The organism is Pseudomonas sp. AIG (genome assembly GCF_977020205.1).
Genome location: NZ_CDROCK010000006.1, coordinates 58,199 through 81,782 on the forward strand (window position 1 = coordinate 58,199; position 23,584 = coordinate 81,782).

The following is a 23,584-nucleotide window of genomic DNA, read 5'->3' on the forward strand; positions in this document are numbered from 1 at the left end:
AGCACTTTCAGTCTTCACGATTTGACATTTTTATTGCACGACAAGGATGCCGTATGACTCCCTCCGCTCGATTGGGTGACAAGCATGTCTGCCCAATGCCCGGTCACGCCACTACCCCGATTGCTTCCGCCAGTGGTGATGTAAACATTAACTTCATGGGATCTGCTCGCGTTGGCGATACCTGCGGCTGTGGAGCTGTGATCACCACAGGATTCCCATCCATTCAGGTGAACGGGCGCCCCATGGCCCATTTGGGCAGTCCAACCAGCCACGGCGGAACAATCATTTCCGGGTCAGGCGATGTGGGTGGTGGTTTTGTCATGGGGGATGCGGGTGGTGCAACCATCATCAACTTCATGGCGCTCGGTGCGTTCCGTCCAGATGGCTCTGTGGATGACGAAAAAATGGCCACACTGCTCGCTGACCCGAAATTGAAAGAGAAAGCAGTAGCCGCAAACGCTCTTGTAACGCCCAAACCCACCCCGAAAAAGCCCAAGGCAAAGCCTGAACCCAAAGCTGCCGTCACGTGCAAAGACCCTGACATGATGGAACAGGTGGCCAGCTATATCGCCGGGGAAATGAACCGCAACATCACCCATCCCTCTGTACTCAAAATGAAGAAGCTGTTGAGCTACGACGCAGCAGCCGAAAACGCAGAATTTCAAAAGCTACCTTTGTATGCGCGCCTTGCCCCTCCTAACTTCCAAGCAATTGCACTTGCTAACACTGTCACTGCAATGGGCCTTTGGGCTGAGCGGGTAGGTCAAAATCGGCCTTGGGATCATAAGGTGACAATTGGGCAAAAGTTCGGTGGTCCTTGGCAGAAGCAAGGTCAGCTCGATTACTTCTACGACATCTGGTCGAACATCCACTATGGCTACGTGGGGCGCTACGGTGGGCTTTCTGAAGAGATTCTTCTGGACGGAGCCGGTCTTGAACAAGTGGCATCTGACTCCCTTCGTAAAATTCAGAAGTGGAACGAACGGAAAGGGCCTCACCGCTCAGCGGACATCGAAGGCATGCGGGCTTGGGACGACATAGGCGACTGAGTCTCGATCAGCATTGGCGTCAAACTCTACAAGCAGCACCCCAACGGAGGGATTACGGCAAAAATGGTAATGGGCGAAGTTTTAGCACTACCACGTTCAAGCTGGGGAGACGGCACACGTGACCACGTCTGCAAATAAACCGAAACGGCATTTCCGGCGCTGGGCGGTGGCGTTGTTGCTCGCACCCATCGCCTTTTGGTATGTCGCGACTCCACAAGTGAGCTTCCACTTCTCTGAGAAGGGACAAGGGCGCCTCGGTTACATTTTGAATGTTCAACACGACATCTCAAAAGGCGAGATCTACCCGGGTGAAGTTACTGGGGGCGCAGGACATATTTTCCCGAACAGCCAGTTTTTTATGGAGTTCGACTGGAACAACGGCGGGAAATCACATTGCATCCGGGGTAAGCCGCAATGGCCGAATACTGATGTTTACATCGGGGAGGATGGTGGTATCGATAGCCGTACTGATGACGAAGCGATTGAAGCCTGTGGGCCATTTCCGGAGTAGAAAAGGTCGAGGGATCATGCGAGACCAGACCATGTATCTGCGCGTGGTTTGCCTCAAACCCGTCCCCAGGTTCTAGAAATAAAACCTACCGTTTTTTGTTGGAGGACAGACTGACGAGCGTCATTTTGAACGACGTGTTTAGGAGTTTTCCATCACTGTTTAAAAGACACGTCGCGTTACCTGCTTCAGGCTACAACGTCTTGCGCCATTGCCTACGACTACGCCAGAATCCGCCGGCTTGTGCGCCTCAGGGACCGCCGGTAACTTGGTTCGTGTCACTGATTCCCAGTGATCGGGTTTAGTAACCCGTGGTAAATGAAAGTGCACAAGCGTCCATCAAAAGGTATTCAGGTACCTGCACTTGATGGCGGCTGTGCGTAGGGCGCCCTCGGGCGCGCCGGCTTTCTTCTTTTCCCCGGTCTACTAACCTGCGTACAGCTGCCACCCCCTGTTTAGTAGCTCGGTGCGGCGGCCACATAACAGGAAAAAGAAGCAATGTTCAAGATCACGCCAAATCCGCCGGAACAGGCCACCGCAAAACTGCGCTGGGCATTGCGCAAGTGGTGATGCTGGGGGAATTGGCGGTGAATCGAGCGCTGGATAAGGTTGTGCCGGTGGATTGAGGGTAAGCCCTTTGTGGCGGCGGTCAGGTATCCGCCACAGAGGGATCAAGAACGCTTAATGCGTCTGCTTTTGGCCAAGAGCCGACAGTCTCTGTCATTGCGAGCAGCTCATCGGCCGACAATGCCCTGGCCGGTGTCACCCCTTGGTCAGATCAACCAACGGCGTCTGCCGCACCTCGGTCTCGCGTCCGCCCTGAATCTCGCTCACCTGCTTTAAGGCCTTATCAACTGCTGCCTTATCCGCCAACAAGCTGTAGCTGATGCGGAACTGCTTGTGTTCCTTCGGCCCAATTGTCGGCACCAGGTTCAGTGGCCGCTGATAACGGCGGTTGTAAGAAAAACTTGTCCCCGGCTCCAGCCCCGTGACATAGCCCTGGCCTTGGGTATCGGTGTTTTTCCACAAGGAAAACACCGGCAGTGTCTGCGTATTGAAGCCAACCGAAACGCCCAGGCTGCCGGCCTTGTTATGCAACACGGTCAACGTATCGCCCTTGGCATCGGCATACGGCACCACGTTGTAAACCGTTTCGTCGTAGTCCTTGGTCGGTGCGCGGTAGGTTTGCCATTCGGGCAGATCGCCCTTGGCCTTGTCGTTGAACGGCGACACTTGCTTCACCGGCGCGGCGAAACGAGCGCCCTGCTCCAGGAACGGGGTGCTGAAGTTACTGTGATACAGCGCCTGGTATTCCTTCGGATAGTCGCCGTTGTTGGTCAGGGTGTCGTTGAGGGCGAACACTACGCTGCCGGGTTCGGTGACCAGTTCCGTCGCGACGGAGAAGTCGACCTTCTTGAACGCCTGCTCTTTCAGTTCGCCGCGCAGGGTGATGGCGTACGGTGGTGTTTCATCGATGTGCAGGGTGACTTTGCTCGCAGGAATGTTGGCGGCTCGACCGTGCAGGGTCAGCAGTTCGCCGTTGTCGACGCCGGGGTGGCCGACCCATTCGTATCCGCAGCGGGTGACCAACTCATTGAAACCTTCCAGCCAGCCCAAACCGCCGCGGCCATTGAGTTCGATGAAGGACGGATTGACCACTTCCTTGACCGGCGAATCCCAGCCCATGCGCACATTGCCGACCGAGGCCTGCAAGACATTCATTCCCCGTGTCGGCACTACCGAGAGTTTCATCGTGCCGTTATCGATGTCGACAATGCTGACGCCTTCCTGCCGACCGCCATGCAAGGTGCGCAGGCCAACGCTGAAGGGTTTGTCGGTTTTTATGCCGAGTTGCTGGCTGGTGATCTGCCAGTTCTGGGCGGCTTTGTCGGTGTCGAGCAGAACGTAATCCCAGGCCATGGCGTGGGAAGCAGCGGACAGTGCGCTGAGGGCAACAACGAGTTTGAGCGGGGTCATGGCAGCAGCCTTTCTTGGAGTTGTGCGCTTTTTATAAACCGGGTGAAACGTTTCAGCAAGCTTAAATGGTGACGCTACGCTGGTGTATGTCGAGAAAGATTTTGATAACCCGAAAATCGAGTCGACACCCTGTCGCAAAATCCGCCGTTAGCTTCTCCCGCTCTCTGGCAGCCACCATCACCGGCCCATTCGCCCACGGTCAGCAGATAGTGGCCGCTCAGGGACGTCTGCTTTCGGCCAGAAGCGACCGGTCTGCCTGATGAATAAATCCGTCCCCATTCCAGCCGGCAATGAGTTCCCCTTCCTTGAACCGTGAAGGCAATGTGATAGCATGCGTTCGCCCCCCGGAGAGGGGGAATTTTTCTACATCCTGCAAGGAATATGCCCCCGTGAAAGACTTCGTCATCAGCGTCAACAACACCGTCCTCTATCTCTCCCTGGCGTTCATCTGGCTGGTCGCTATCGTCGCGATTTTCACCAGCGGGTTCCTCCCGGCGCTGGGTATCTTCGTGGCCGGCACCCTGTGCTGGTGCATCATTTCCGGCTTCTGGTTCGTCCAGTCGGCGACCTACGAAGAACTGCGCAAGCTAAACGCAAACAAAGGCTGAAACGCCAGGGTGGAGCCGTAAGTGCCCCGCCCTACCCTGAGCGCTTGGTTCCGTGCCGAGCGCTCTCGCCCACCGCGAATGGCTCAACGATTAACCGGTCGAATACGACTACGTAGAGCAAAAAAGGGACAAACTTATTCTCTGAAAATAAATCTGTCTCTTTTTTAATGGCCGAAAGCAGACAATAGCCAATGCCCATTCTGGCTCCTAAGCAGTCACTGGATGTGATAGAGAACACGCGATGAAGCACGAAGCACAACTTAAGGCGTTGCTCACTCACGACCCCGTCAGGATGAAAATCCTGCGCATCGCTCGCGATCTGAACTTGCCGGATTGCTGGATTGGCGCAGGCTTCGTGCGCAGTCTGGTATGGGATCACCTGCATCAACGCAAGCCCTCAACGCTGCCGGATGACATCGATGTCATCTGGTTCGACCCGACACGTGCCAAAACAGAAACGGATTCGGCTTTGGACAAAAAGCTATCGGGCCTCTGCAGTGAAGTGAACTGGTCTGTAAAAAATCAGGCGCGAATGCATCAGCGCAATGCCGATGCCCCTTATCGATCGGCTGCCGATGCAATGACTTACTGGCCCGAAACTGCGACTGCCGTTGCTGTCAGGCTTGACCATCACGGTGAAGTGGAGGTTTCAGCACCGTTGGGGCTGGAAGACTTGTTCTCGGGGGTGGTACGCCCGACCGATCGATTCAAATCCGAAAAGTCCCATCTGTTTCTGGATCGCATTCGATCAAAAGCGTGGCGTGAGATTTGGCCTGAGTTGACATTCGTCACGCAACAATAAGGTCCATGACGACTGGCCTCGTTTCCAGATCGCATCTATCGCTGAATTCCTTTAGCCCCGAGCGCGGAGAAAAACCTGTAATCCACCCACAAACCATCGTAATTTACCCGCCATAACTACAAGGTCGTTTGGGGATACACGTGGGAGCCTACCGTCTGCTGTTGGCCGTTCTGGTCGCTGTTTCGCACATGGGCAAGTTGTTCATGGGGTTCAACCCGGGTGTGGTTGCCGTGATTTCCTTCCTGCTCATCAGTGGTTTCGTGATGACTTCACTGATCGAGCGCAACTACAAGGCGCCCGAGAAAGTCGGTCGGTTCTACCTGGACCGGGCCTTGCGTCTTTACCCGCAATTCCTGTTCTACTTCGTCGCTTCTTGTACGGTGATCTATTTCCTGCTGCCCGGCACGCCACAGTGGGCCGAACTGACCTTCAGAAACATCGCCGCGAACCTCGCGATCGTGCCCCTCGGTTTCTATATGTTCGGCGCGAGTGGATCGTGGATTGTGCCGCCGGCGTGGTCGCTCGGCCTGGAGATGTGCTTTTACCTGGTGATCCCGTTTCTGCTCATCTACCGAGCACGGGGCGTGGCCTTCGCCTTGTCCGTTGCAGTGTTCATTCCCGCGTGCCTTGGCTTCATCAACACCGACTACTACGGCTACCGCTTGTTGCCGGGTGTCCTGTTTATATTCCTGTGCGGCAGTTACCTCTACAAACCGCAGGCGAAGGGTTTAGCGATTGCCGCAGGCACCGCTGTGGCGGCGGCATTGATCTTTGTGGCGATTATGGCGGGCTGGATCGAACGCCGGCCGTCCAACGCGGAAGTCGCCGCCGGCATTGCGCTGGGCATTCCTGCTGTGTACGTGTTGACGAAGCTGAAGTTTCACCGGATTGACGAGTTTCTCGGGAACATCAGCTACGGCGTGTTCCTGAATCACTTCGTGGTGATTTACTTCCTGCACGGGCTTTGGCCGATCACCTATTTCGATTGGCACAAGGTTGCGACGGTGCTGGTGCTGTCGTTCTTGCTGAGTGGTGTTTCGTACTATTGCGTCGAGCGGCCGGCGTTGAAACTTCGGCATGCGCTTCGGGCCGGATCGAAGGCTCGACTGAGGGAAGTTCGGGAAAGTGAGGCAACTGCTTGACGGCGCCAGGAGACAGATCACGCGCCTAAACGTCGTCTGTCCCTTCCATCCAGGTTTCTGACCAAGTGCAGTCATTCGCGAACAACGGCTTGCGGCGCTATGATCGCAACACTCGACCTCTTGAATACAAACCCCATGCCCAGCCCAAAAACCCGCCCAACCCCCGCCCCGCTCCTCAACCCCGGCGAATCCGTGGTCCTGTTCGACGGCGTCTGCAAACTCTGCAACGGCTGGGCGCGGTTCCTGATCCGCCACGACCACCTGCGTCGCGTACGTTTGGCAGCGGTTCAATCGCCGGAGGGCCAGGCGTTGCTCACGTGGGCCGGCCTGCCCATCGATCAATTCGACACCATGGCCGTCATCCGCGACCGTCACTACTGGGAACGTTCCGACGCTTTCTTCGAGGTCATCAGCCAATTACCCGCCCGCTGGCAGCCATTGCGACTGCTGCGGGTATTCCCCCGCGGCTTGCGCGACTGGGCCTACGACCGTATCACGCTGAACCGCTATCGCCTGTTCGGCAAGTACGACACTTGCCTGTTGCCAACTCCAGACCATGAACAGCGCTTCCTCAAAGCAACTGCACCTACGCCAGTAAACTGAACAATTGCAGCGGCGTCATTTTCGTCACCATCATCAGCACGATGACAAACATTCCGGCGAACCCCATCACGCCCATCCAGAACCATTTCCGGTAAACCGCTTGATACTGCTCATCAAGCGCCGCGCCCACCTCGCTCGCACTTGCGGCCATCACGCACAGCCGCTTCTGAAACAGCAGCACCGGTAACCACAGCGAGCCGACGCAGAAGAAGATGATCAACGAGGTCAGCACCCACTCGGTGCTCATGCTCAGCCCGGAAAGTCGCATCAGCAGATACCCCGTGATGATCTGCACAAAGCCCGCCGGCGTGGTGATCCACGTGTCGAAGCCCACGACCATGCGCGCGACGTGCGCTATCACTTGCGGGTTGCGCGTGCGGCTGGCGGCGATCAGGTAGAGGTAGGAGCCCATGCCGAAACCGAACAGGAAGATCGCGGCGATGATGTGCAGGTATTTCAGGCACAGGTAGAGCATGTCAGCGCTGCCCGTCCGAGAAGTGCACAGCCAGGCTCAGGTTGTCCGGATCGTTGATCGCGGCCATGTACTCGGCGACACTGATTTCGCCCACGCACGGTCGGGCGCCGGCGGCCGGCACGTAGCCTGAGGCCATTTTTGTCGCCAGCGCGACGGCGGCGCAGCTGGGGATTTCCGGGCCTTTGTCGTTCAGAGCGGTGAGTTGCGCGGTCATCGACAACGGTTTGCCGTCAACGCCAAGGCCTTGAATGTCGATGTACATCGCGCTTTTGCCATCGCCGAAACGTTCGAAACGCAGGCCGAGGCGATGCAGTCTTGCTGCCCACAGGGCATGGTCGCGCACCAGTCCGACCTTCAGCGCTTGAGCCAGCAGACCGTTGGCGATGCCGCCGAGTTTAAGCCCGGCGCCTGCCTTGAACTTCAGGGTCTGCGCGCCATAACGGCCGGCGAAAATATCCATGTCCGGCACATCAACGTTGGCCAGCAGACGAGTGCCCATCTGCGGCATTTTGCGCAAGGTCAGGTCCAGCCAGCCGGACACTTCATGCACCCTGCCGTTTTTCAGTTGCTTGATCGGTTTGCCGGCGTAGGCGAGTACGCCTTCGATGGTCGACAGCCCGGGCATTTTCGCCGAGGAGGAAATGCCGTGTTCGATCGAGTCGATGCGGGAAAAACGCTGGCGCTGTTCATCGATGATTGCCGACGACAGCGTCGGCACCGAGCTGCAACCACTGAGGATCGCCACGCCGGCCTGCTTCGCTCTCGCGTCGAGCACGTCGATACCGTTGACGAAGGTGCGGCAGTCAGCCAGATCGCAGTAGTTCACACCGGCGTCGATGCAACTTTCGGCGAGCGCATAGGATTGCCCCTGAAACGGCCCGCCGGTGTGGACGACCAACTGAATGTTCAGCGCGCGCAACGCGGCTTTGAACTCCGCCCCCATGGCGTCGCCGCACCAGCCTTCGCAGACGTTGCCCGATTGGCTGTTCAGCTCATCGAGTTTGCGCTGCAACTTGCGCGGGTCACGACCCGAGAGCACCAGTCCGATGTCCGGCATCAGCGCCAGATGCCGGCACACGATGCTGCCGAAATTTCCGTAACCACCGACCACCATCACCCTGAACGGCATGCAATTCTTCCCTAAGTCAGTCCATCAAACAGGCGGGAAGGATATAGGGCCGAGCGTCAGCAAGCCATCCACTGTAGGCCTTCGCCTGCTCGCGATAGCGGTGTGTCAGGTGTTGATTTGCTATCTGACACACCGCCATCGCGAGCAGGCGAAGGCCTACAAGGGTTTGCGGTGTACCCGAGTGCGTTAGAAATTGATCTTGAACCCCAGCATCGCGTCATACCCGTGGCTGTCACCGTCGAACCCCTGCCGATAGCCGGCCGACGCGGTAAACGTGGTGCGTCGGTTGGCCTGGTAATCCACCCCCACATTGACCTCACCCCACGTGCCCTGAAGGTCTGACTCGAACGGGATATACCCCGATTCAGAGGAAAACTCGGTCTTCGGCTGTCCCTTGAATTCATGCCAGATACTCGGCCGGATCCAGCCGTTGGTGCGCCGTGCGCTCTTGTCGACGCCTTCGGTGTCCCAGTCCTTGGCGATGCGCACGCCAGCGCGGCCGATCAGTGAGTCCACATCCTTGAAGCGAATGTTCGCGCCGACGTCATCACTGCTGTCCAGATCGACATAGCTGTAGATCGCCTGCAATTGCGGCTCGATGTACCAGTCTTTATCGACTTCGAACGGGTAGCCGTTTTCCAGCGACGCGGTGTAGCCCCAGCCACGGGTTTTCAGTTTGGCCATGTCGTTGGGTTTGGCTTCGATGTCGAAGCGGTTGACCTGCAACACCCCGTCCAGATACCAGCCCGAGGGGCCGAAGTGCGTCCAGTATGCCCCGACGCCGTAAGCGCGCACGGTGTCTTCGCCGGCGGCGCGCCGGGTGTAGTGGCTGACGCCGGCGTCGATGGTGCCGGCGGACAACGACAACCCGGCCTGTTCGTGACTGCCATCAGGCCGGACCTTACGGTAGAGGTCTGTGCCGACCTGAAATGCCGTCAGGTCATAGTTGTATTCGGGGGTTTTGCCCACGGCGTTTTTGCGATCACCATCCTGTTTGCCGCTGCGGTAGATCACCCGCCCCCAACCCATTGACGGCGCCAGGGTGGATTCGTCTTCCTTGGGCAACGGATCACCGCGATTCAGACGCTCCTCGCCGACCCGCTCGTGAAGGGTGTCGACCATCGTCCGGCCGTAGACCAACGCCAATGCGGGGACTGCGCCGTACAGCGACACTTCCGGGCGGTAGTTGGGCACTGGGGATGGATCGGGATCAGGACCGGGAGGACCGTCCGGCGGTCCGTCCGGAGGCACCGCGTCCGAACGCAGATACCAGGTGTCCTTGCCGCTACCATCCTCGGCACCTTGTTGCAGACGATATTCGTAGGGGCCGGCGACGACACGCCGGGCCAGTTGAAACGCATTGGCGTCACTCGCGGCTTCGGTTTTATTGAGCAGTTCGACCACCGCAATGCCGTTGCCCTGAGTCAGTTCGCCCTGCCCGCCGACGTTGCTCACGATCACGCCGGTGGTGCGGCCACTGGTGGTGGTCGTCGAATCCACCACCAGCATGTCGGAGAGGCTGTTCGCGCCGCCGCCATTCAACGTGGTGTTAAGCAGCAGCCGGCCGCCATTGGACACGAACACCCCGCCGCCATCGGTGCCAGCCGTGGTCGCGCCGCTGATCAACAGCACATTGCCGACGGTGTTGCTGCCAGCAGCAAGGTCAATGGTGCCGCTGTTGGTGAATCGGTTGACCCCGAGCAACTGGCCCTGCACCGCGCCACCCAGCGTCGGCGTATTGGCCGTTTGCCCCAGAGGCAGATAGGCGCCACTGGCGTTGAAGTTGACGATGCCCGTCGCCGGTTGCGCCGCCAGACGAATCACACCGCTGTTGTCGATGCTGTTGGCACCCGATGCGCCGAGATCACTGACGGCAACACCCCAGGTATCGCGAGCACCACTGCCGCTGCTGTCAGTAAAATTGCGCAGCGTCCAGGTGCCGCTGTTGGCCACTGAACTGGCCGCGCTGACGGCATTCACGGCGCCGGTCATTTGCCCGGTGTTGTTGAGCGCAAACGTCGTGCCCGGTGTGGTCGCATCGGCGCGTACGGCGACATCGCTGAGCGCACTGATCGCACCTGAGTTGTTCAACGTCTGGCTCGCACCGCCGAGGGCGACGCCGCTGCTGTCGCCTCGCCCGCCCTGAAGGGTTGCCGTGTTGGTGACGGTGGCGCTGCCACCCTCGGTCAACGCGTCGATGGCTGACGAACCAATGCCACGAGTGGTGATCGCACCGCTGTTGCTGACTGTCAGATCGGCTGCCCCCGACGCCTCGGCGAGAATGCCCTGACTGTTGCTGGCACCGAGCGTCTGGATCGAGCCGCTGTTGACCACGTTCTGCGCGCCAGTCACCGACAGCGTACGGATGCCGCGCTGTTGATCGCCACGCGCAATCAATTCCCCGCTGTTGCTCACATTCAATGTGCCCAGCCCGCTGCCCGCGTTGAAGGCATTGCCAGCGAGAATTGCCGCGCCCTGGCCGTTGACGTCGATCAGCGGACCATTGAACACGACACCCACATCGCCGCCCAGCGTCAGCGCCTGGATACCAAAGGAACCGATGCCCGTGCCGTCGCCCGAGCCGGCGTTCGAGTGGGTGATGATCGTACCGCCGGAATTGACGTTGACCGTCCCCGTCGGCGACTGCGTCGAGACATAGATGCCGTTGGCGTTGCTGTTCAGGGTTTCGATGCGATTGCCGCGATAGTTGACCTGGACGCTGCCCCCGGTCGAGTCGACCCGTATACCGCCCGCGCCAAAACCACTGGCAAACAGATCACCCGAGTAATCGATCAGCACATTGTTGTTTTCCGCGCTGACAATGATCGCGTAGGCCCGGGTGGTGTTGATGTCGCCGAGGACGTTGATGTTGCCGCTACCGGTGATCGCAACATCACCGGTGCCGCGCTTGATCACGTAAATCGCCCGCGAACCGGCGCTGTTGGCCGTGCTGCCGACGTTGATGGTGGCGTTGTTCTCTACGCTGATCGAGCCGCTGCCGCCGACGTTGTCATTGGCATAGATACCGTGCGCGGCGCCGCCCGTCGTCGTGATAGCGCCGCTGTTGACGATGGCGATGCTGCCGGCCGTGGCGAACGAACGGATGCCGAAACCGTTGAGGCCGCTGGTGGTGAGCGTCCCGCTGTTGGTGAGGCGGGTTATGCCATTGCCGCCTTCGGTGAACAGACCAAAGGCGTTCATGCCGATGCTCTGCACGTTCGCCGCGTTGATCAGTGTGGTGTTGCCATTGACTGCGCGGGTATGCACGCCGGCGTGGTTGCCAATGCCCGCCGTGGGCAACGTTTCGTCGCCGATAGGAGATCCGGCCGACAGAGCATCATCATTGTTGACCAGAATGCTCACGCCGCTGCCGACGTTGACGTTGTTGTCGCCGCTGCCGCTGGCTTTGCTCCAGATACCGTTGCCGCCGAGCAAGGTGATCTGGCCGCTGCCCTGATGGTTCAGATTGATCGCGCCGCCGCCGCTGGCATTGATGTCGATGCCGTCGTGTTCATTGCCGACCACGGTGTTGAGGATGTTCAGCGGGGTACCGGAACTCACTGAAAACGTCGATGACCCGGCGCCGGCATTGGTGATCGCCAGCGCGTCCAAGCCACTGCCACCGACATTGACGGTGTTGGTTGCGCCATTGACGCTCAGGCTCGCGTTGCCGGTGGTGCCGATGACATTGGCAAACACCGCGTTGGCGGCTGTCGGGGGTGTGCTGTCCACCGTGGTGCCGCTGAGCGTCAGCGTGGTGTTGGCGTTGTTGCCGCGACTGTTCAGCGAAGAACCGGCCGTGGTGGTGATGGTGGTGCCCGTTTGGGTGCTGATCGACGCATCGACGCCAGCCGCAGGCAAGCAGGTTTGCGAAACGTTATAGGCACCTGCCGCCAAAGGCCCGCACGCTGCTTGCGCGTCGCTCAGCGCCAGCGCATTGGCCATGGCGACCAGTAAAGCGTTGCGAATGAAGTGCGGGGCGAACACGCCATGAACATGGCCGCTGGCACCATGCATAAGAACCTCCTTGTTCGACTTCTTCGCGAAGGAGTCGCGCCTGTCGACACCACTGAATATTGCGTTGTGGTTACCGTCATAGACCTTAGTAGTTATTTCGAAAGTTGGTAATTCCTGGACCGAGAGTCGGCACTGGCAAGTTGACGAACGGTCACTCGAATGTTCAGATGCCGCCCAGTTTCAGGTGTCCCATGCCGCCGTGCATGGGGTGAAACGGGAAACCGGTACGTTCTTTTCGAACAAGTCCGGTGCTGCCCCCGCAACGGTATGCGCGTGATGCTTTCGATACACCACTGTGGCCAGACGGCCGTGGGAAGGTGAAAGCCTCGATACGCGCGAGCCCGGAGACCGGCCTGAAATTTCGTTTGGCAAAATCCTGCGGTGGGCGGGCATGGGCCGGTATTGGCTGTGCGCGATGCCTTCTCCTGCATGCTCTTCTGCGAAGATCCTTTTCGAGAAGACAATGATTCGACCTTTCTACACTTCTGCTCCAACCCTGTTCCTTGGTTGCCTGTTCAGCCCGCTGCTGCTGGCCGATGACGCGCCACTGGAGCTCAATCAACAAATCGTTTCTGCGCCGTCGGTGGAGTCCACCACCGTCGCTGATATGGCGAAGTTCGGCAGCAAAGTCGAGATTGTGACCCGCGAGCAGATCGAGCGCGCCGGCCCCAGCGCCGATGTCAGCCGCGTGATGCAGATGTTCATTCCCGGCCTGTACGTCGCGCCGAAAAACGGCCCGTTCGACTACGGCACCTATTCGCTGCTGGGCGGGCGCAACGACGACACACTGATCCTGCTCGACGGCGTACGCCTGAACAATCGCCTGTACGGCGGCCTCTATCTGGACACCCTGCCAGCCAACGCCATCGAACGCATCGAAGTGCTCAAGGGCGGCCAGAGCCTGTTGTTCGGCACCCAAGCCGTTTCCGGCGTGATCAACATCGTCACCCGCAGCCCACAATCGCGCAAAGTCGCCGGCGAAGTGAATTTGGGTGTGGACAGCTTTGGTGGCACTACCGAAGACGCCCGCGTCGAGAACATCTTCACTAACGGTTTCGGCGATCTTGGTTTGCTGGCGTACGTCAGCCACAACGTTTCCGACGGTTACCAGCCGTATCGCAACCGCGACATGAAAAACGTCAGCGAGAAGAACCGCGCCTACGAAGTCACCACCTTCGGCGGCAAGGCAATTCAGTCGTTTGGCGATGATTCGCGGCTGGAACTGTTCTACCAATACGCCGACGCCAACCTCGACTTCGCCCGCCCGGTCGACAACCACAAGACCACCAACGATCGCGTGCAGCAGATCGCCACGGCGACCTTCGAGCAGACCCTTAATGAGCGTCTGAGCTACTTCGTCAAAGGCCATATCAACGACTGGGACACGCGCTACACGCGGGTCTACAACGTCGAGGGCGGCGGCACCAAAGTCATCAACCACAACGACTATTGGGGCTTCACCGACTGGGGTGTGCAGGCCGAAGGCAAGGCTGAATTGCCCGGCGGCCATGTGCTGGTGTTCGGCAGCGACAACCAATGGTTCAAGGGCCAGGACGATGTGCTGATCATCGACAACGACAAGGCTGAAGCGCACGCGTTCTACACGCAATTGCGCCCGCAGATCGACGCCCTGCCCGACTGGCACCCGAGTATCGGCGTGCGTCACGAGGCCATGAGCGGTGGCGACAGCGCCACGGTCGGCCTGCTCACTTCGCTGTATGACCTCAACGACAACTGGTCGGTGCGCGGTCAATATGGCAGCGCTTACAAACTGCCGAACGCCGAGCAGCTGTTCGTCAACGAGCCGGGCGACGAGATCGGCAACCGCAACCTGAAACCGGAAAAAAGCCGCAACGCCGAACTGGGTGTCGACTACAAAGGCTTTCTGCTGGATCGTGAATTCAGCGCCAGCGTGACCCTGTTCAAACGCAAGATCGACGACCTGATCACCCTCGATGACATTCAGTGGGTCAACGGCGAAGGCACGATCCAGATGCGCGGTTTCGAGGCCGACGCGAAACTGGCGCTCAACGATCAATGGAGTCTGCAAGCGGACATGACCCGCAACCTCACCGAGTCGCGCACCGGCGTGACGATCAACGACATCCCGAGCTTCTTCGCCCGTTCGCGGGTGGGTTATGAGTCGGAAAATCGCCTGTGGGGCGTTGGCGGTGCGATCCGCTATATCCGCGATATCAAAAGCTCGAAGCAGGTCGAGTACGGCAATTATTCAGTGGTCGACGCCGACGCTTATCGCTACCTCGACAACGCCCACCAACACCGCGTGAGCCTGCTGGTGGAAAACCTTTTCGACCGCGATTACGTCACCAGCCGTTCAAGCAACGTCGATAACCTTGGCCGACCGCTCACCTCCGAAGTGCGCTACACGTACCGCTTCTGATGAGTGAAATCAAAACCATCGACGGCGTCGACAGCCACCCGGATTGGTCACATGTGCCCGAGCACGCGCGCCATGTGTTCCTCTGCACCGGCCCGCGCTGCACCCAGCGTGGTGCCTTGCAGTTATGGAAAACCTTGCGCCGGCATTTGCTCGCGCACGATCGCATCGAGACGCCGGGCGGCGTTTTGCTGACGCGCACGCACTGCCAGTTTCCGTGCAATCTGGGGCCGATTGTGACGGTGTATCCCGAGCGTTGCTGGTATGGCGTGCGCAGCCATGAAGATGTTCAGCGGCTGGTCGAGGGGCATCTGGTAGGCGGTGAAATTGTCGCGGATTTGCTGATCAAGGCGCGGGCATGAGATCGATCCTGTTGGCGCTTGGCGCCCTGCTCTGTTCAATGCCTGTAATCGCTGACATTTATCAAAATTGCGGCGAAGACTGGCGCGCCGCTGCGCCCTCACGCATCGTCGCGCTCAATCAGCATGCGGCCGATCTCGTACTCGCACTGGGTGCCGGGCCAGCGCTGGTCGGCGTGGCGTATCTGGATGACACCGCTGCCGGGCAGCGACAGTCCATGTATTTCGGCGTACCGGTAATCGCGCGGCAGTACCCGGCCAGCGAGGTGCTTTACGCACAGAAGCCGGATCTGGTGATCGGTGGTTTTGCCACAGCATTCGGCGACGGTGTGACTTCGCGCTCGGGGCTGGCGCGTAATGGCGTGGGTTCGTATCTGCTGGAATCCGCCTGCAACGGGCATTCGCTGGATTATTTCGCGCATGTACGCAATGACTTGCTGACGCTGGGCAAGCTGCTGCACCAGCAGCAAAAAGCCCAAGCGTTGATCGACTCCATGGAAAAGGATATTGCCAGCGCCCGAGCCTTGGCCGGTACGGCTAAACCATTGTCAGTGTTCTATCTCGACAGCGAAGTCAAAGGCCTCGACAGCGAAGGCCGACGCGGATTTGTCACTCCGCTGCTGGCGGCTGCCGGGGCACGCAATGTGTTCGCCGACATCAACCTGTATCGAGTCACCGTCAACAGCGAAACCCTGCTGGCCAGCGACCCGGACGTGATCCTGCTGGCCGACGCCGAATGGTCGCCCGCCAGGCGCAAACGCTACCTGCTGACCCACGACCCGGTGTTGTCGCAACTGCGCGCGGTGCGTGAAAACCGAATGATCGACATCCCCTTCACCCACCTGTTGCCGACCTTTAACAGCGGTCGGGTGGCACTGGAGCTCGCTCGCCAGCTCAACGCCCTGAACAAAAATAAATGAACCCGTCGCACCGCACGCCACCTAACGCACAGACCATCAGGAGGTAGCCAATGCAAATCGAAACCGTGTGGATCGTACTGGCGGCAGTTCTTCTGCTAATCGAACTCTGGGCCATCAATCGGGTGCGCAAGAGCGAGGGGAAAGCGAGCAACAAAGGCGTGTGGATCGTGCTGATCGTGTTTGTGCCGTTGTTCGGCTTGATTGCCTGGGCGTTGGCGGGACCCAAGCATGTCAGTCATTCAGCGTCGTAATCCGATTGACTGCCCGGCACGCGGCGCTTGTCATCTGACGAAGCCGTGATCTGCAATGCCTGCAATGTCCTCTTCATGCAGGCTGCACGAAGGCTTTTTGCCCGTGTCGGCGCAAGCCCTTGATCCAGAGCGATTGAGCATTCGCCACGGACTGGCATGGCAAATGCGACTGAATCAGGGCATTCACAGCGCCGTGAAACAACGGCCTGTGTTCACTCCGTGACAGCAGAGGCAGCGCCATGAACGCCATCGACCTTCTCAAAGCCGATCATGCAAAAGTCAAAGACATCCTTAGCCAACTCAGTGATTCAACCGAGCGCGCGCTGAAAAAACGTGTCGAGCTGTTGGGCAAACTGGAAATGGAAATCTCCATCCATACCCGCCTCGAAGAGGAAATCCTCTACCCCGCGTTCAAGGCCGCCGGCAGTAAGGAACAGGACGTCATGTACTTCGAAGCCAAGGAAGAACACCGCACCGTGGACTCACTGGTGCTGCCCGATCTGAAACTGACCGACCCGGGCACCCCGGAGTTTTCCGGCCGAGTGAAAGTGGTCAAGGAATTGCTCGAACACCATATCGAAGAGGAAGAAACGGAAATGTTTCCTCAGGCGAAAAAGCTCCTCGGCAAGGAAAAACTCGAAGAACTGGGCGCGCAGATGGAAGCCATGAAGGCCAGCTGCAAGAAGGAAATAGCCACGGGAAATATGGCTGCTTGATCCGTTGCAAGTGGACGAGCCCGGCTTTGGCCGGGCTTTTTTCTGGTTGCTCGCATTGTCACCCCTGTTGCAGGATCAGCCGATCGACAACAGGGAATGTTGAAATGGATCAGAAAGCACGTGGGCGAATTGTGGTGGTCGGTGCGGGCATCGTCGGCGCATCCCTTGCGTATCACCTGTCTGGCAAAGGAGCGCACGTCACGCTGATCGAGGCTGACGAGGTCGCGAGCGGCGTCACGGCAAGCTCTTTCGCCTGGATCACTGCCACGCACGCCGGCGCTGATCCGATTGCGCAGTTGCGCGGTATGGCCATAGAAGCATACCGACGACTCGAAACCGAGCTGCCGGATGTGCAGATTCGCTGGACCGGGGCTTTGTCGTACAACGAATCAGCAGAGTATCCGGCGTCGGCGACATTGTTATCGTCTGCCGAGGTGCTTGCCCGCGAACCCAATCTGAAAAATCCTCCGCCGTGCGCGTTATTTCGCGCGGAAGAAGGCGCGCTCGACGCCGTGCAGGCCACCCACGCCTTGATTGCCGGCGCCCGAGCGCTGGGGGCGCAATTGCTCACGCAAACCCGAGTGACCGCTTTCAAAACCTGCAACGCAGAGGTCACCGGCGTTGAAACAACAGCGGGCACGATCGATGCCGACCTTGTTGTGCTTGCCGCAGGAATCGGCACCCGGCAGTTAGCACAGATGCTCAACGCCTCCCTGCCCATCGACGCCTCGCCCGCCATTTTCATCCGCTACAAGACCCAACCGGGCCTCGTCAAAGGCATCATCTCCAGCCCCGAAATGGAGATTCGACAAAGCGCCGACGGCACGTTGCTTGCCGCTGAAGATTATCTGGGAGAGGCGCCGGGTAACTCGCCGACGGACATCGCCCGGCAAACCGCCGAAGCCATACGCAAAGAACTTCACGGGGTGGTTTTGATTGAGCCGCAAACCGTCGCCGTCGGAATCCGCCCCATGCCCGCTGATGGCATCCCCGTGGTCGGTTACCTGCCCGGCGTCGGCGGAGTTTACGTTTGTGCGATGCATCCCGGTGTGACGCTGGCGGCCATCGTCGGGCGCCTCGCCAGTGAAGAGCTGCTGGATCACCAGTCCTCTGCGACCCTTGAATCGTGCCGTCCTCAGCGCTTTTTTCAGAACTCAGGCGACGCTTGATTTAGACTCGCCGACGTCTGCTGCAAGGAATGCGCACCAGCAACGCATGGTCATTTTGCGCGACTCGGACAGCGGAAAATCGCAGTGAAAAGGAGAACAACATTGCCGGCCCCCAAGGACACCGCGTTCGCCTATCAAGCGGTCTACCACTACCTCGTCGGATTGATCGAGGCGGCCAGTGGCACGACTGAACAGAAACTGCCGTCCCTGCGACAACTGGCCCTGCGCCTCGGCGTTTCGGTGTCGACGACCAAATATGCCTACGCACTGCTCGAGGACGAAGGCAGAATCCACGCCAAACCCAGGTTCGGCTATTTCACCCGGTCGATGCCGGCGGCGCCTGTGACGACCAGCTCCGGCAATCTTCTGGACCACGTCTTCGCCAGCGCCCGTCAGCCTGGCATGCTGGCGCTGAGCAGCGATGCCCCGGCGATGCTGCTGTCGCTGCAGGGGCCGTTGTTGATGATGGAGCGTGAGCTGACTCGCCAATACCCGCCCTCGAATGCACCGCTCTATCAGCTACTCGGCGAGCCGGAATTGCGCGTCGCCCTGGCGGAACGCTACACCCGTTCCGCTCACAACCACTGGCAGGCCGAGCAGGTGTATATCGGCGCCGACCTGCGCAGCGTATTGGAGTTGTCGCTCAGTGCCTTGAATCTCGGTGGCACTGTGGCGCTGGTGGAGTCGCCCTGCTCGTGGGCGATTCTGCGCCAGTTGCAGGCGGCCAACATTCGTGTCATCGAAGTGCCCCTCGGTGAAGACGGCCGCTTCGATCTGCCCGCGCTGAACGAACTGCTCAAGCGCGAACCGATACGGCTGGCGGTGCTCTCCTCCACGGTCAACATTCCCCAGGGCCAATTGATGCCGGCGCAGGATAAACAGCAGATCTGTCGCTGGCTGACCGAGCGGGAAATCTGGCTGTTCGAAAACGACACTTGGGGCGAGTTGTGTTTCTCCGATTCACCCGCGCGCTATCGCGATTTTGCCGACCCGGACAAGCTGCTGGTGTTCTCGACGTTCGACAAGATCATTGGCGGCGAAGCGCCGTACGGCTACGTGCTGTGTCGCCAGCAGGCCGCGCAATTTCATCGATTGTTCATGCAGCGTGGATTCCGCCTCTCACCGGTTCGGCAGAAAGCAATTGCCAGACTCTACAGCTCCAGGCGCATCGACCAGCACCTGACCACCCTGCGAGCACTGTTGCGCCAGCGCATGCAACAGCTACAGACCTTGTTGGAAGAACACGGTAACGGTCAGTGGCAGGTAGTCGCCCCACAGGGCGGTGCGAGCTTCTGGCTCAAGACTGTGCGGCCGATCAACATGCAGCGGGTATTCGAGCGCCTGCTGACCGAGCGGATCGTCATCGCCCCCGGCGAGATTTTCAGCCAGCAAGGCGCCTGGCAGCAGCACCTGCGCCTGAGCTACACCCTCGATTGGGACAAGGACATCGGCCATGCGGTGCAACGACTGGCGCAGGCGTTCACCGAAGAAAACCGCGTCTACAGTCCATAGCAATGCCGCGCCTCAGGAAACCGACCATGACGCACATCGTCGGCAAACTGCGCACAAGCCTCGCTGATCACCGCACCGACATCGGCGTAGCGTTTGACGAAACGCGGCAGATGCTCACCGCCCAGGCCGAGTACATCTTCGGTGACCAGCACCTGTCCGTCGCAGGCCGGTGAGGCGCCGATGCCGATGGTGGGCATTTTCGAGTCCAGGGTAATCTGCCGCGCCACGCCTTCGGCCACACCTTCGAGCAACAGGCTGAAGGCGCCCGCCTCAAGATTGGCCCGCGCGTCTTCAGCAATCACCGCACCAGTCTCAGCCGTCAGACCTTGAGCCTTGAAGCCGCCCATGACATTGACGAACTGCGGCATCAGCCCGACGTGCGCCATGACCGGAATCCCGCGCGCCACCAGAAACTCGACCGTCGGCGCCAAGGCCTTGTTGGCCTCCAGTTTCACCGCATCGCAACCGGTACGCGCCAGCACCTGAGCGCAATTGCGAAAGGCCTGTTCATTGGATTCCTGATAACTGCCAAACGGCATGTCGGCCACCACACAGGCCAGGCGCGTGCTATCGACCACCGCCCGCGTGTGGCCGATGATTTCTTCAAGCTGCATGCTCAGTGTCGAGGCGCGGCCATAACCGACCATGGCCGTGGAATCGCCGACCAGAATGAAGTCGACGATGGGGTCGATCAGCTTGGCGATACTGCTCGAATACGCCGTGAGCGAGACGATTTTCTGCTGGCCTTTCATGGCGACCAGTTGCGGCACGGTCAGGCGTTTGGTGCGGGTATGCAGGCTCATGGGCGACTCTCCGAGGCTGTCGTCCGTGAACGATAAATGTCGCCAGATTGAATGCGTAACGCTTCCATACAGTGCCCAACTCCAAAAGATTCGAGCGCTCGATTATTCGTTTAACGCAGAAACATTCAATGCACAGATTGGCCTGAAAAAGCGACCCAGGCGTACCCTGCCTCTTTGAAATGCACGCGGGATTCGGGATGCTTTATTTCGCCGTTTACCGCAGGATGCGAAGCTTAAGCACATACCCAAGGACCCATTTTTATCATGGAAGATGTCATCACCTACCGCACCGCCACTGCCGACGATGCACTGGCAATGAGCGAGCTGGGCCAATTGCTCAACTCGGTACACCACGCCGCCCGCCCCGACATCTACGCCGCCGCGACGGCGGATTTTGCCCGCGACTTGCCGCACTGGGCCGGCGTATTCGAAAAGCCCGGACAGATTGCCTTCATCGCCAGTGTGGGAGATCAGCCCGCCGCGTTCATTACGGCCAACCTGTCCGCCAGTTCCGGCCCGCTGATGCAGCCGCAGAACGTGGTGCGCATCGGTTCAGTCTGTGTCGCCGAGCCGTTCTGGGGCAAAGGCATTGGCCGCGCGCTGATTCAACGGGTGAAAGACTGGGCCATCGAGCAAAATGCGCAGGACTTGCGCCTGACGGTCTGGCCTTTCAACGAACGCGCGGTGCGCCTGTATGCCGAGTTCGGCTTCGAGACCCGTGCCCTGGAGATGGGCGTGCGTTTGTGAGGAGCGAACACGTCCGATCATGAATAACCGTGAACAGCTCCATCAGCAGGGTTTCGCCCTGCTCCGTCGCGCCATACCCGCCGAGTGGCTGGACGACCTGCGCCAGGCGTTCGATGCGGGCGTGCTGCCATCCGATCGATGGCCCGTGCCACGGGGTCAGGACTGGCACCATTCGCTGCTGGATGACCATGCAAGCGTGCGCGCGGTGTGCCGCTTGCCCGTGCTGTTGGCCGTGGTGGGTGAGCTGATCGCGGAGCGCTTCTTTCTGTCCCAGGTTGAGGGTCGCGAACCGCTTGCCGGAGGCGGCCATCAGCAACTGCATCGCGACTTGTCCGCGCAACGCCCCGGCGACTGTGTGGTGGCCCTGGCTTTTTTCGATGACTTTGGCGCCGACAACGGCGCGACCCGCCTCATTCCCGGCAGCCATCGCCCCGCGCCCGGAGCGCCGCCCGTAGACGTCAATGATGAGACGCGAGCAGTTCAGCTCGCGGGCTGTGCGGGCGACATTCTGGTGTTCGATGTCGACCTGCTACATGCCGGCAGCCGAAACCTGCTGGGTGGCCGCCGGCGTTCGATTCTGATCAACTATTGGGCCGAGCCGCTGTACGCGTCTCACCTTCAAACGGTGGCTCTGCGAAATATCCGCATGGACCCTATCGAATGGTTTGATCCTGCCGACAACATCCCGGTGGACAGCGCAAGATTGAACGACGCAAGTCCAATCCCTCATTTTTGATTCAAGAGGCTGCATCCATGAGCAACGCCTGGAACGAAGGTTATTTCACCGACGAAGGCTACACCTACAGCTATAGCCGGGAAATCAATCCGGTTTTCCAGCGTTACTGCCTGTTGTTACGCGGCTTTGCCGGCCTGGACAATCCCGACGGCTATCACTGCGAACTCGGTTTTGGTCAGGGTGTGTCGATCAATATTCACGCCACGGCCAGTCCTGCCGGCTTCGTCGGTACCGACTTCCACCCCGGTCAGGCGGCCCACGCCATTGAGCTCGCAGCACTTGGCAACAACGGTGCGAAGCTGTACGACGACAGCTTCGAGCAACTGCTGGCGCGCCATGATTTGCCGCAGTTCGACAGCATCAGCCTGCACGGTATCTGGACCTGGGTCAGCCGTGACAACCAGAAGCTGATTGTCGAATTCGCCCGGCGCCACCTCAAACCGGGTGGTCATCTGTACGTCAGCTACAACGCCTTCCCGGGTTGGTCGCCTGCAGCGCCGTTGCGCCAATTGTTCAGCCTGCACGACCGCTTCGCCAATCACTCGGCGCGGGCGGATCAGCGCATTGATGCCGCGTTGCAATTTTCCGAAGCGCTACTGGCAGCCAATCCCAAGTACGCCCTGGCCGCGCCGAGCCTGGGCGCCCGGTTGCAGACCATCAAAGGCCAGGACCGCCAATACGTCGCCCACGAATATTTCAATCGCGACTGGAACTGCATGTATTTCGCCGACATGGTGGATGCGCTGGCCCCGGCCAAGCTCGATTACGTGACGACGGCGGTGCCGCTGGATTCGGTCGATGCACTCAATCTGAGTGCCGAAGCCCTGGCCTTTCTCGACGGTATCGAGCACCCGGTGATGCGCGAGCAAGCGCGTGACTACTTCGTCAATCAGTCTTTCCGTCGTGATCTGTACGTGCGTGGTGCCAACCGGCTCTGCGCCGCCGAGCGCCGGTCGCGCATGCTCAATACACGATTTGTGCTGATGCAACCGGCAGAAACCGTAGCGTCCAGCGTCACCGGCCCCGCTGGCGAAGCGTCACTGCAAGCGGAAATTTACGGCCCGGTCCTCAATGCGCTCGCGGGCCAGACGTATGAAGCCCAAACGATGCACCAGTTGCTCGATGCGGTGTCGCCAATGGCCTATGACGATCTGGAACAGGCCATCGCCATCCTGGTCGGCATGGGCGCGGTAGCCCCTTGCCAGAGCGAAGCCGCCGAGGCGCTGGTGTACGAACGCTGCGCCGCTTTCAACCTGCAACTGTGCAAACGCGCGCTGTTCAATGCCGACATTCAGGTGTTGAGCAGTCCGGTCACCGGTGGCGGCGTCACGGTCAGTCGTTTCCAGCAACTGTTCCTGATTGCAATCCGCCAAGGCAAACAGCACCCGGCGCAGTGGGCACAATTGGCGTGGAGCGTCATCGCCGAACAAAACGAAGTGTTGGTCAAGGACGGCAAAACACTGACCACCGCCGAAGCGAACATCGCTGAACTGACCGAACAGGCCCAGGCGTTTGCCGAGCAATCGCTGATTGTGCTGAGTGCTTTGAAAATCGTTTGATCAGGTGGGTGGCGCGCAGTGCTGTAGGGGGGGAATCTTCTAATGGATCCGATTCTCGAAGAACAGGCGCTGGGGGCGTTTATCGTGGCGGCGTTCGCTTCAGG

At 59.5% G+C, this 23,584-nt stretch carries 21 protein-coding genes, 1 pseudogene and 1 riboswitch; of the genes and pseudogenes, 17 read left to right on the top strand and 5 right to left on the bottom strand.

Annotated elements, in window-relative coordinates; translation table 11 throughout:
* Positions 1-53: 53 nt before the first annotated feature.
* From ACWR1S_RS05935 to ACWR1S_RS05945, 3 genes and pseudogenes are all read left to right on the top strand, one after another.
* Positions 54-1,187 (top strand): annotated as a pseudogene (locus tag ACWR1S_RS05935) (polymorphic toxin type 44 domain-containing protein).
* The gene (locus ACWR1S_RS05940) at positions 1,168-1,560 is read left to right on the top strand and encodes a hypothetical protein (protein ID WP_454562798.1); all 393 of its coding nucleotides are present in this window, start codon (positions 1,168-1,170) and stop codon (positions 1,558-1,560) included. Before ACWR1S_RS05935 ends, ACWR1S_RS05940 begins: the two are co-directional and overlap by 20 nt.
* A 476-nt stretch (positions 1,561-2,036) precedes the next feature.
* Positions 2,037-2,183: a DUF6124 family protein gene (locus ACWR1S_RS05945; protein ID WP_404942996.1), complete on the top strand. Its 147-nt coding sequence runs from the start codon at positions 2,037-2,039 to the stop codon at positions 2,181-2,183.
* 136 nt (positions 2,184-2,319) lie between these two features.
* Here the strand turns inward: ACWR1S_RS05945 and ACWR1S_RS05950 are convergent, their stop codons facing one another.
* Positions 2,320-3,534 carry an aldose 1-epimerase family protein gene (locus ACWR1S_RS05950; protein ID WP_454562799.1) on the bottom strand — a complete coding sequence of 405 codons (1,215 nt, stop codon included), beginning with the start codon at positions 3,532-3,534 and terminating at the stop codon, positions 2,320-2,322.
* Positions 3,535-3,923: 389 nt separating this feature from the next.
* Here ACWR1S_RS05950 and ACWR1S_RS05955 point away from each other — a divergent pair, with 389 nt between their 5' ends.
* The 4 genes from ACWR1S_RS05955 (at position 3,924) to ACWR1S_RS05970 (ending at position 6,689) form a co-directional block, all read left to right on the top strand.
* On the top strand, positions 3,924-4,142 hold the full coding sequence (locus ACWR1S_RS05955) for a hypothetical protein (protein ID WP_007916145.1): 219 nt from the start codon (positions 3,924-3,926) through the stop codon (positions 4,140-4,142).
* Between the two features lie 241 nt (positions 4,143-4,383).
* Positions 4,384-4,944, top strand: coding sequence for a nucleotidyltransferase family protein (locus ACWR1S_RS05960; protein ID WP_454562800.1), 561 nt, complete (start codon positions 4,384-4,386; stop codon positions 4,942-4,944).
* 140 nt (positions 4,945-5,084) lie between these two features.
* Positions 5,085-6,086, top strand: a complete 1,002-nt coding sequence (locus ACWR1S_RS05965) for an acyltransferase family protein (protein WP_454562801.1) — start codon at positions 5,085-5,087, stop codon at positions 6,084-6,086.
* Between the two features lie 135 nt (positions 6,087-6,221).
* The gene (locus ACWR1S_RS05970) at positions 6,222-6,689 is read left to right on the top strand and encodes a thiol-disulfide oxidoreductase DCC family protein (protein WP_454562802.1); all 468 of its coding nucleotides are present in this window, start codon (positions 6,222-6,224) and stop codon (positions 6,687-6,689) included.
* Here the strand turns inward: ACWR1S_RS05970 and ACWR1S_RS05975 are convergent.
* The 3 genes from ACWR1S_RS05975 to ACWR1S_RS05985 all read right to left on the bottom strand — a co-directional run bounded on the left by ACWR1S_RS05975 (position 6,673) and on the right by ACWR1S_RS05985 (position 12,310).
* Positions 6,673-7,164 (bottom strand): DUF2269 family protein, encoded by a 492-nt coding sequence (locus tag ACWR1S_RS05975; protein WP_454562803.1) that lies wholly within the window; start codon positions 7,162-7,164, stop codon positions 6,673-6,675. The two genes, ACWR1S_RS05970 and ACWR1S_RS05975, sit on opposite strands and share 17 nt — an antisense overlap.
* A gap of 1 nt (position 7,165) precedes the next feature.
* On the bottom strand, positions 7,166-8,293 hold the full coding sequence (locus ACWR1S_RS05980) for a saccharopine dehydrogenase family protein (protein ID WP_454562804.1): 1,128 nt from the start codon (positions 8,291-8,293) through the stop codon (positions 7,166-7,168).
* Positions 8,294-8,479: 186 nt separating this feature from the next.
* Positions 8,480-12,310 carry an autotransporter outer membrane beta-barrel domain-containing protein gene (locus ACWR1S_RS05985; protein WP_454562805.1) on the bottom strand — a complete coding sequence of 1,277 codons (3,831 nt, stop codon included), beginning with the start codon at positions 12,308-12,310 and terminating at the stop codon, positions 8,480-8,482.
* Positions 12,311-12,475: 165 nt separating this feature from the next.
* Positions 12,476-12,681: riboswitch (cobalamin riboswitch) on the top strand.
* Between the two features lie 92 nt (positions 12,682-12,773).
* Between ACWR1S_RS05985 and ACWR1S_RS05990 the strand changes: the two genes are divergently transcribed.
* From ACWR1S_RS05990 to ACWR1S_RS06020, 7 genes are all read left to right on the top strand, one after another.
* A complete protein-coding gene (locus tag ACWR1S_RS05990) occupies positions 12,774-14,711 on the top strand; it encodes a TonB-dependent receptor plug domain-containing protein (RefSeq protein ID WP_454562806.1) in 1,938 nt (645 codons plus the stop codon).
* Positions 14,711-15,070, top strand: a complete 360-nt coding sequence (locus ACWR1S_RS05995) for a (2Fe-2S) ferredoxin domain-containing protein (protein WP_454562807.1) — start codon at positions 14,711-14,713, stop codon at positions 15,068-15,070. The genes ACWR1S_RS05990 and ACWR1S_RS05995 overlap by 1 nt, the downstream gene beginning before the upstream one ends.
* Entirely contained in the window at positions 15,067-15,987 is a 921-nt protein-coding gene (locus ACWR1S_RS06000) for an ABC transporter substrate-binding protein (protein WP_454562808.1), read from the top strand. Before ACWR1S_RS05995 ends, ACWR1S_RS06000 begins: the two co-directional genes overlap by 4 nt.
* Positions 15,988-16,037: 50 nt before the next feature.
* Entirely contained in the window at positions 16,038-16,238 is a 201-nt protein-coding gene (locus ACWR1S_RS06005; protein WP_077572531.1) for a PLDc N-terminal domain-containing protein, read from the top strand.
* Between the two features lie 239 nt (positions 16,239-16,477).
* Positions 16,478-16,954 (top strand): hemerythrin domain-containing protein, encoded by a 477-nt coding sequence (locus ACWR1S_RS06010; protein ID WP_454562809.1) that lies wholly within the window; start codon positions 16,478-16,480, stop codon positions 16,952-16,954.
* A gap of 104 nt (positions 16,955-17,058) precedes the next feature.
* Positions 17,059-18,123: an NAD(P)/FAD-dependent oxidoreductase gene (locus tag ACWR1S_RS06015; RefSeq protein WP_454562810.1), complete on the top strand. Its 1,065-nt coding sequence runs from the start codon at positions 17,059-17,061 to the stop codon at positions 18,121-18,123.
* A 102-nt stretch (positions 18,124-18,225) separates the two neighbouring features.
* The gene (locus ACWR1S_RS06020; RefSeq protein ID WP_454562811.1) at positions 18,226-19,635 is read left to right on the top strand and encodes an aminotransferase-like domain-containing protein; all 1,410 of its coding nucleotides are present in this window, start codon (positions 18,226-18,228) and stop codon (positions 19,633-19,635) included.
* Here the strand turns inward: ACWR1S_RS06020 and panB are convergent.
* The gene (panB, locus tag ACWR1S_RS06025; protein WP_454562812.1) at positions 19,623-20,438 is read right to left on the bottom strand and encodes a 3-methyl-2-oxobutanoate hydroxymethyltransferase; all 816 of its coding nucleotides are present in this window, start codon (positions 20,436-20,438) and stop codon (positions 19,623-19,625) included. The two genes, ACWR1S_RS06020 and panB, sit on opposite strands and share 13 nt — an antisense overlap.
* Positions 20,439-20,702: 264 nt before the next feature.
* On the opposite strand from panB, the gene ACWR1S_RS06030 reads away from it, so the two are divergent.
* The 3 genes from ACWR1S_RS06030 to ACWR1S_RS06040 are packed head-to-tail and all read left to right on the top strand — an operon-like array spanning position 20,703 to position 23,480.
* Positions 20,703-21,185 (top strand): GNAT family N-acetyltransferase, encoded by a 483-nt coding sequence (locus tag ACWR1S_RS06030; protein WP_454562813.1) that lies wholly within the window; start codon positions 20,703-20,705, stop codon positions 21,183-21,185.
* A gap of 19 nt (positions 21,186-21,204) precedes the next feature.
* Entirely contained in the window at positions 21,205-21,921 is a 717-nt protein-coding gene (locus tag ACWR1S_RS06035; RefSeq protein ID WP_454562814.1) for a phytanoyl-CoA dioxygenase family protein, read from the top strand.
* 17 nt (positions 21,922-21,938) lie between these two features.
* Entirely contained in the window at positions 21,939-23,480 is a 1,542-nt protein-coding gene (locus ACWR1S_RS06040) for a class I SAM-dependent methyltransferase (RefSeq protein WP_454562815.1), read from the top strand.
* Positions 23,481-23,584 lie beyond the last annotated feature (104 nt).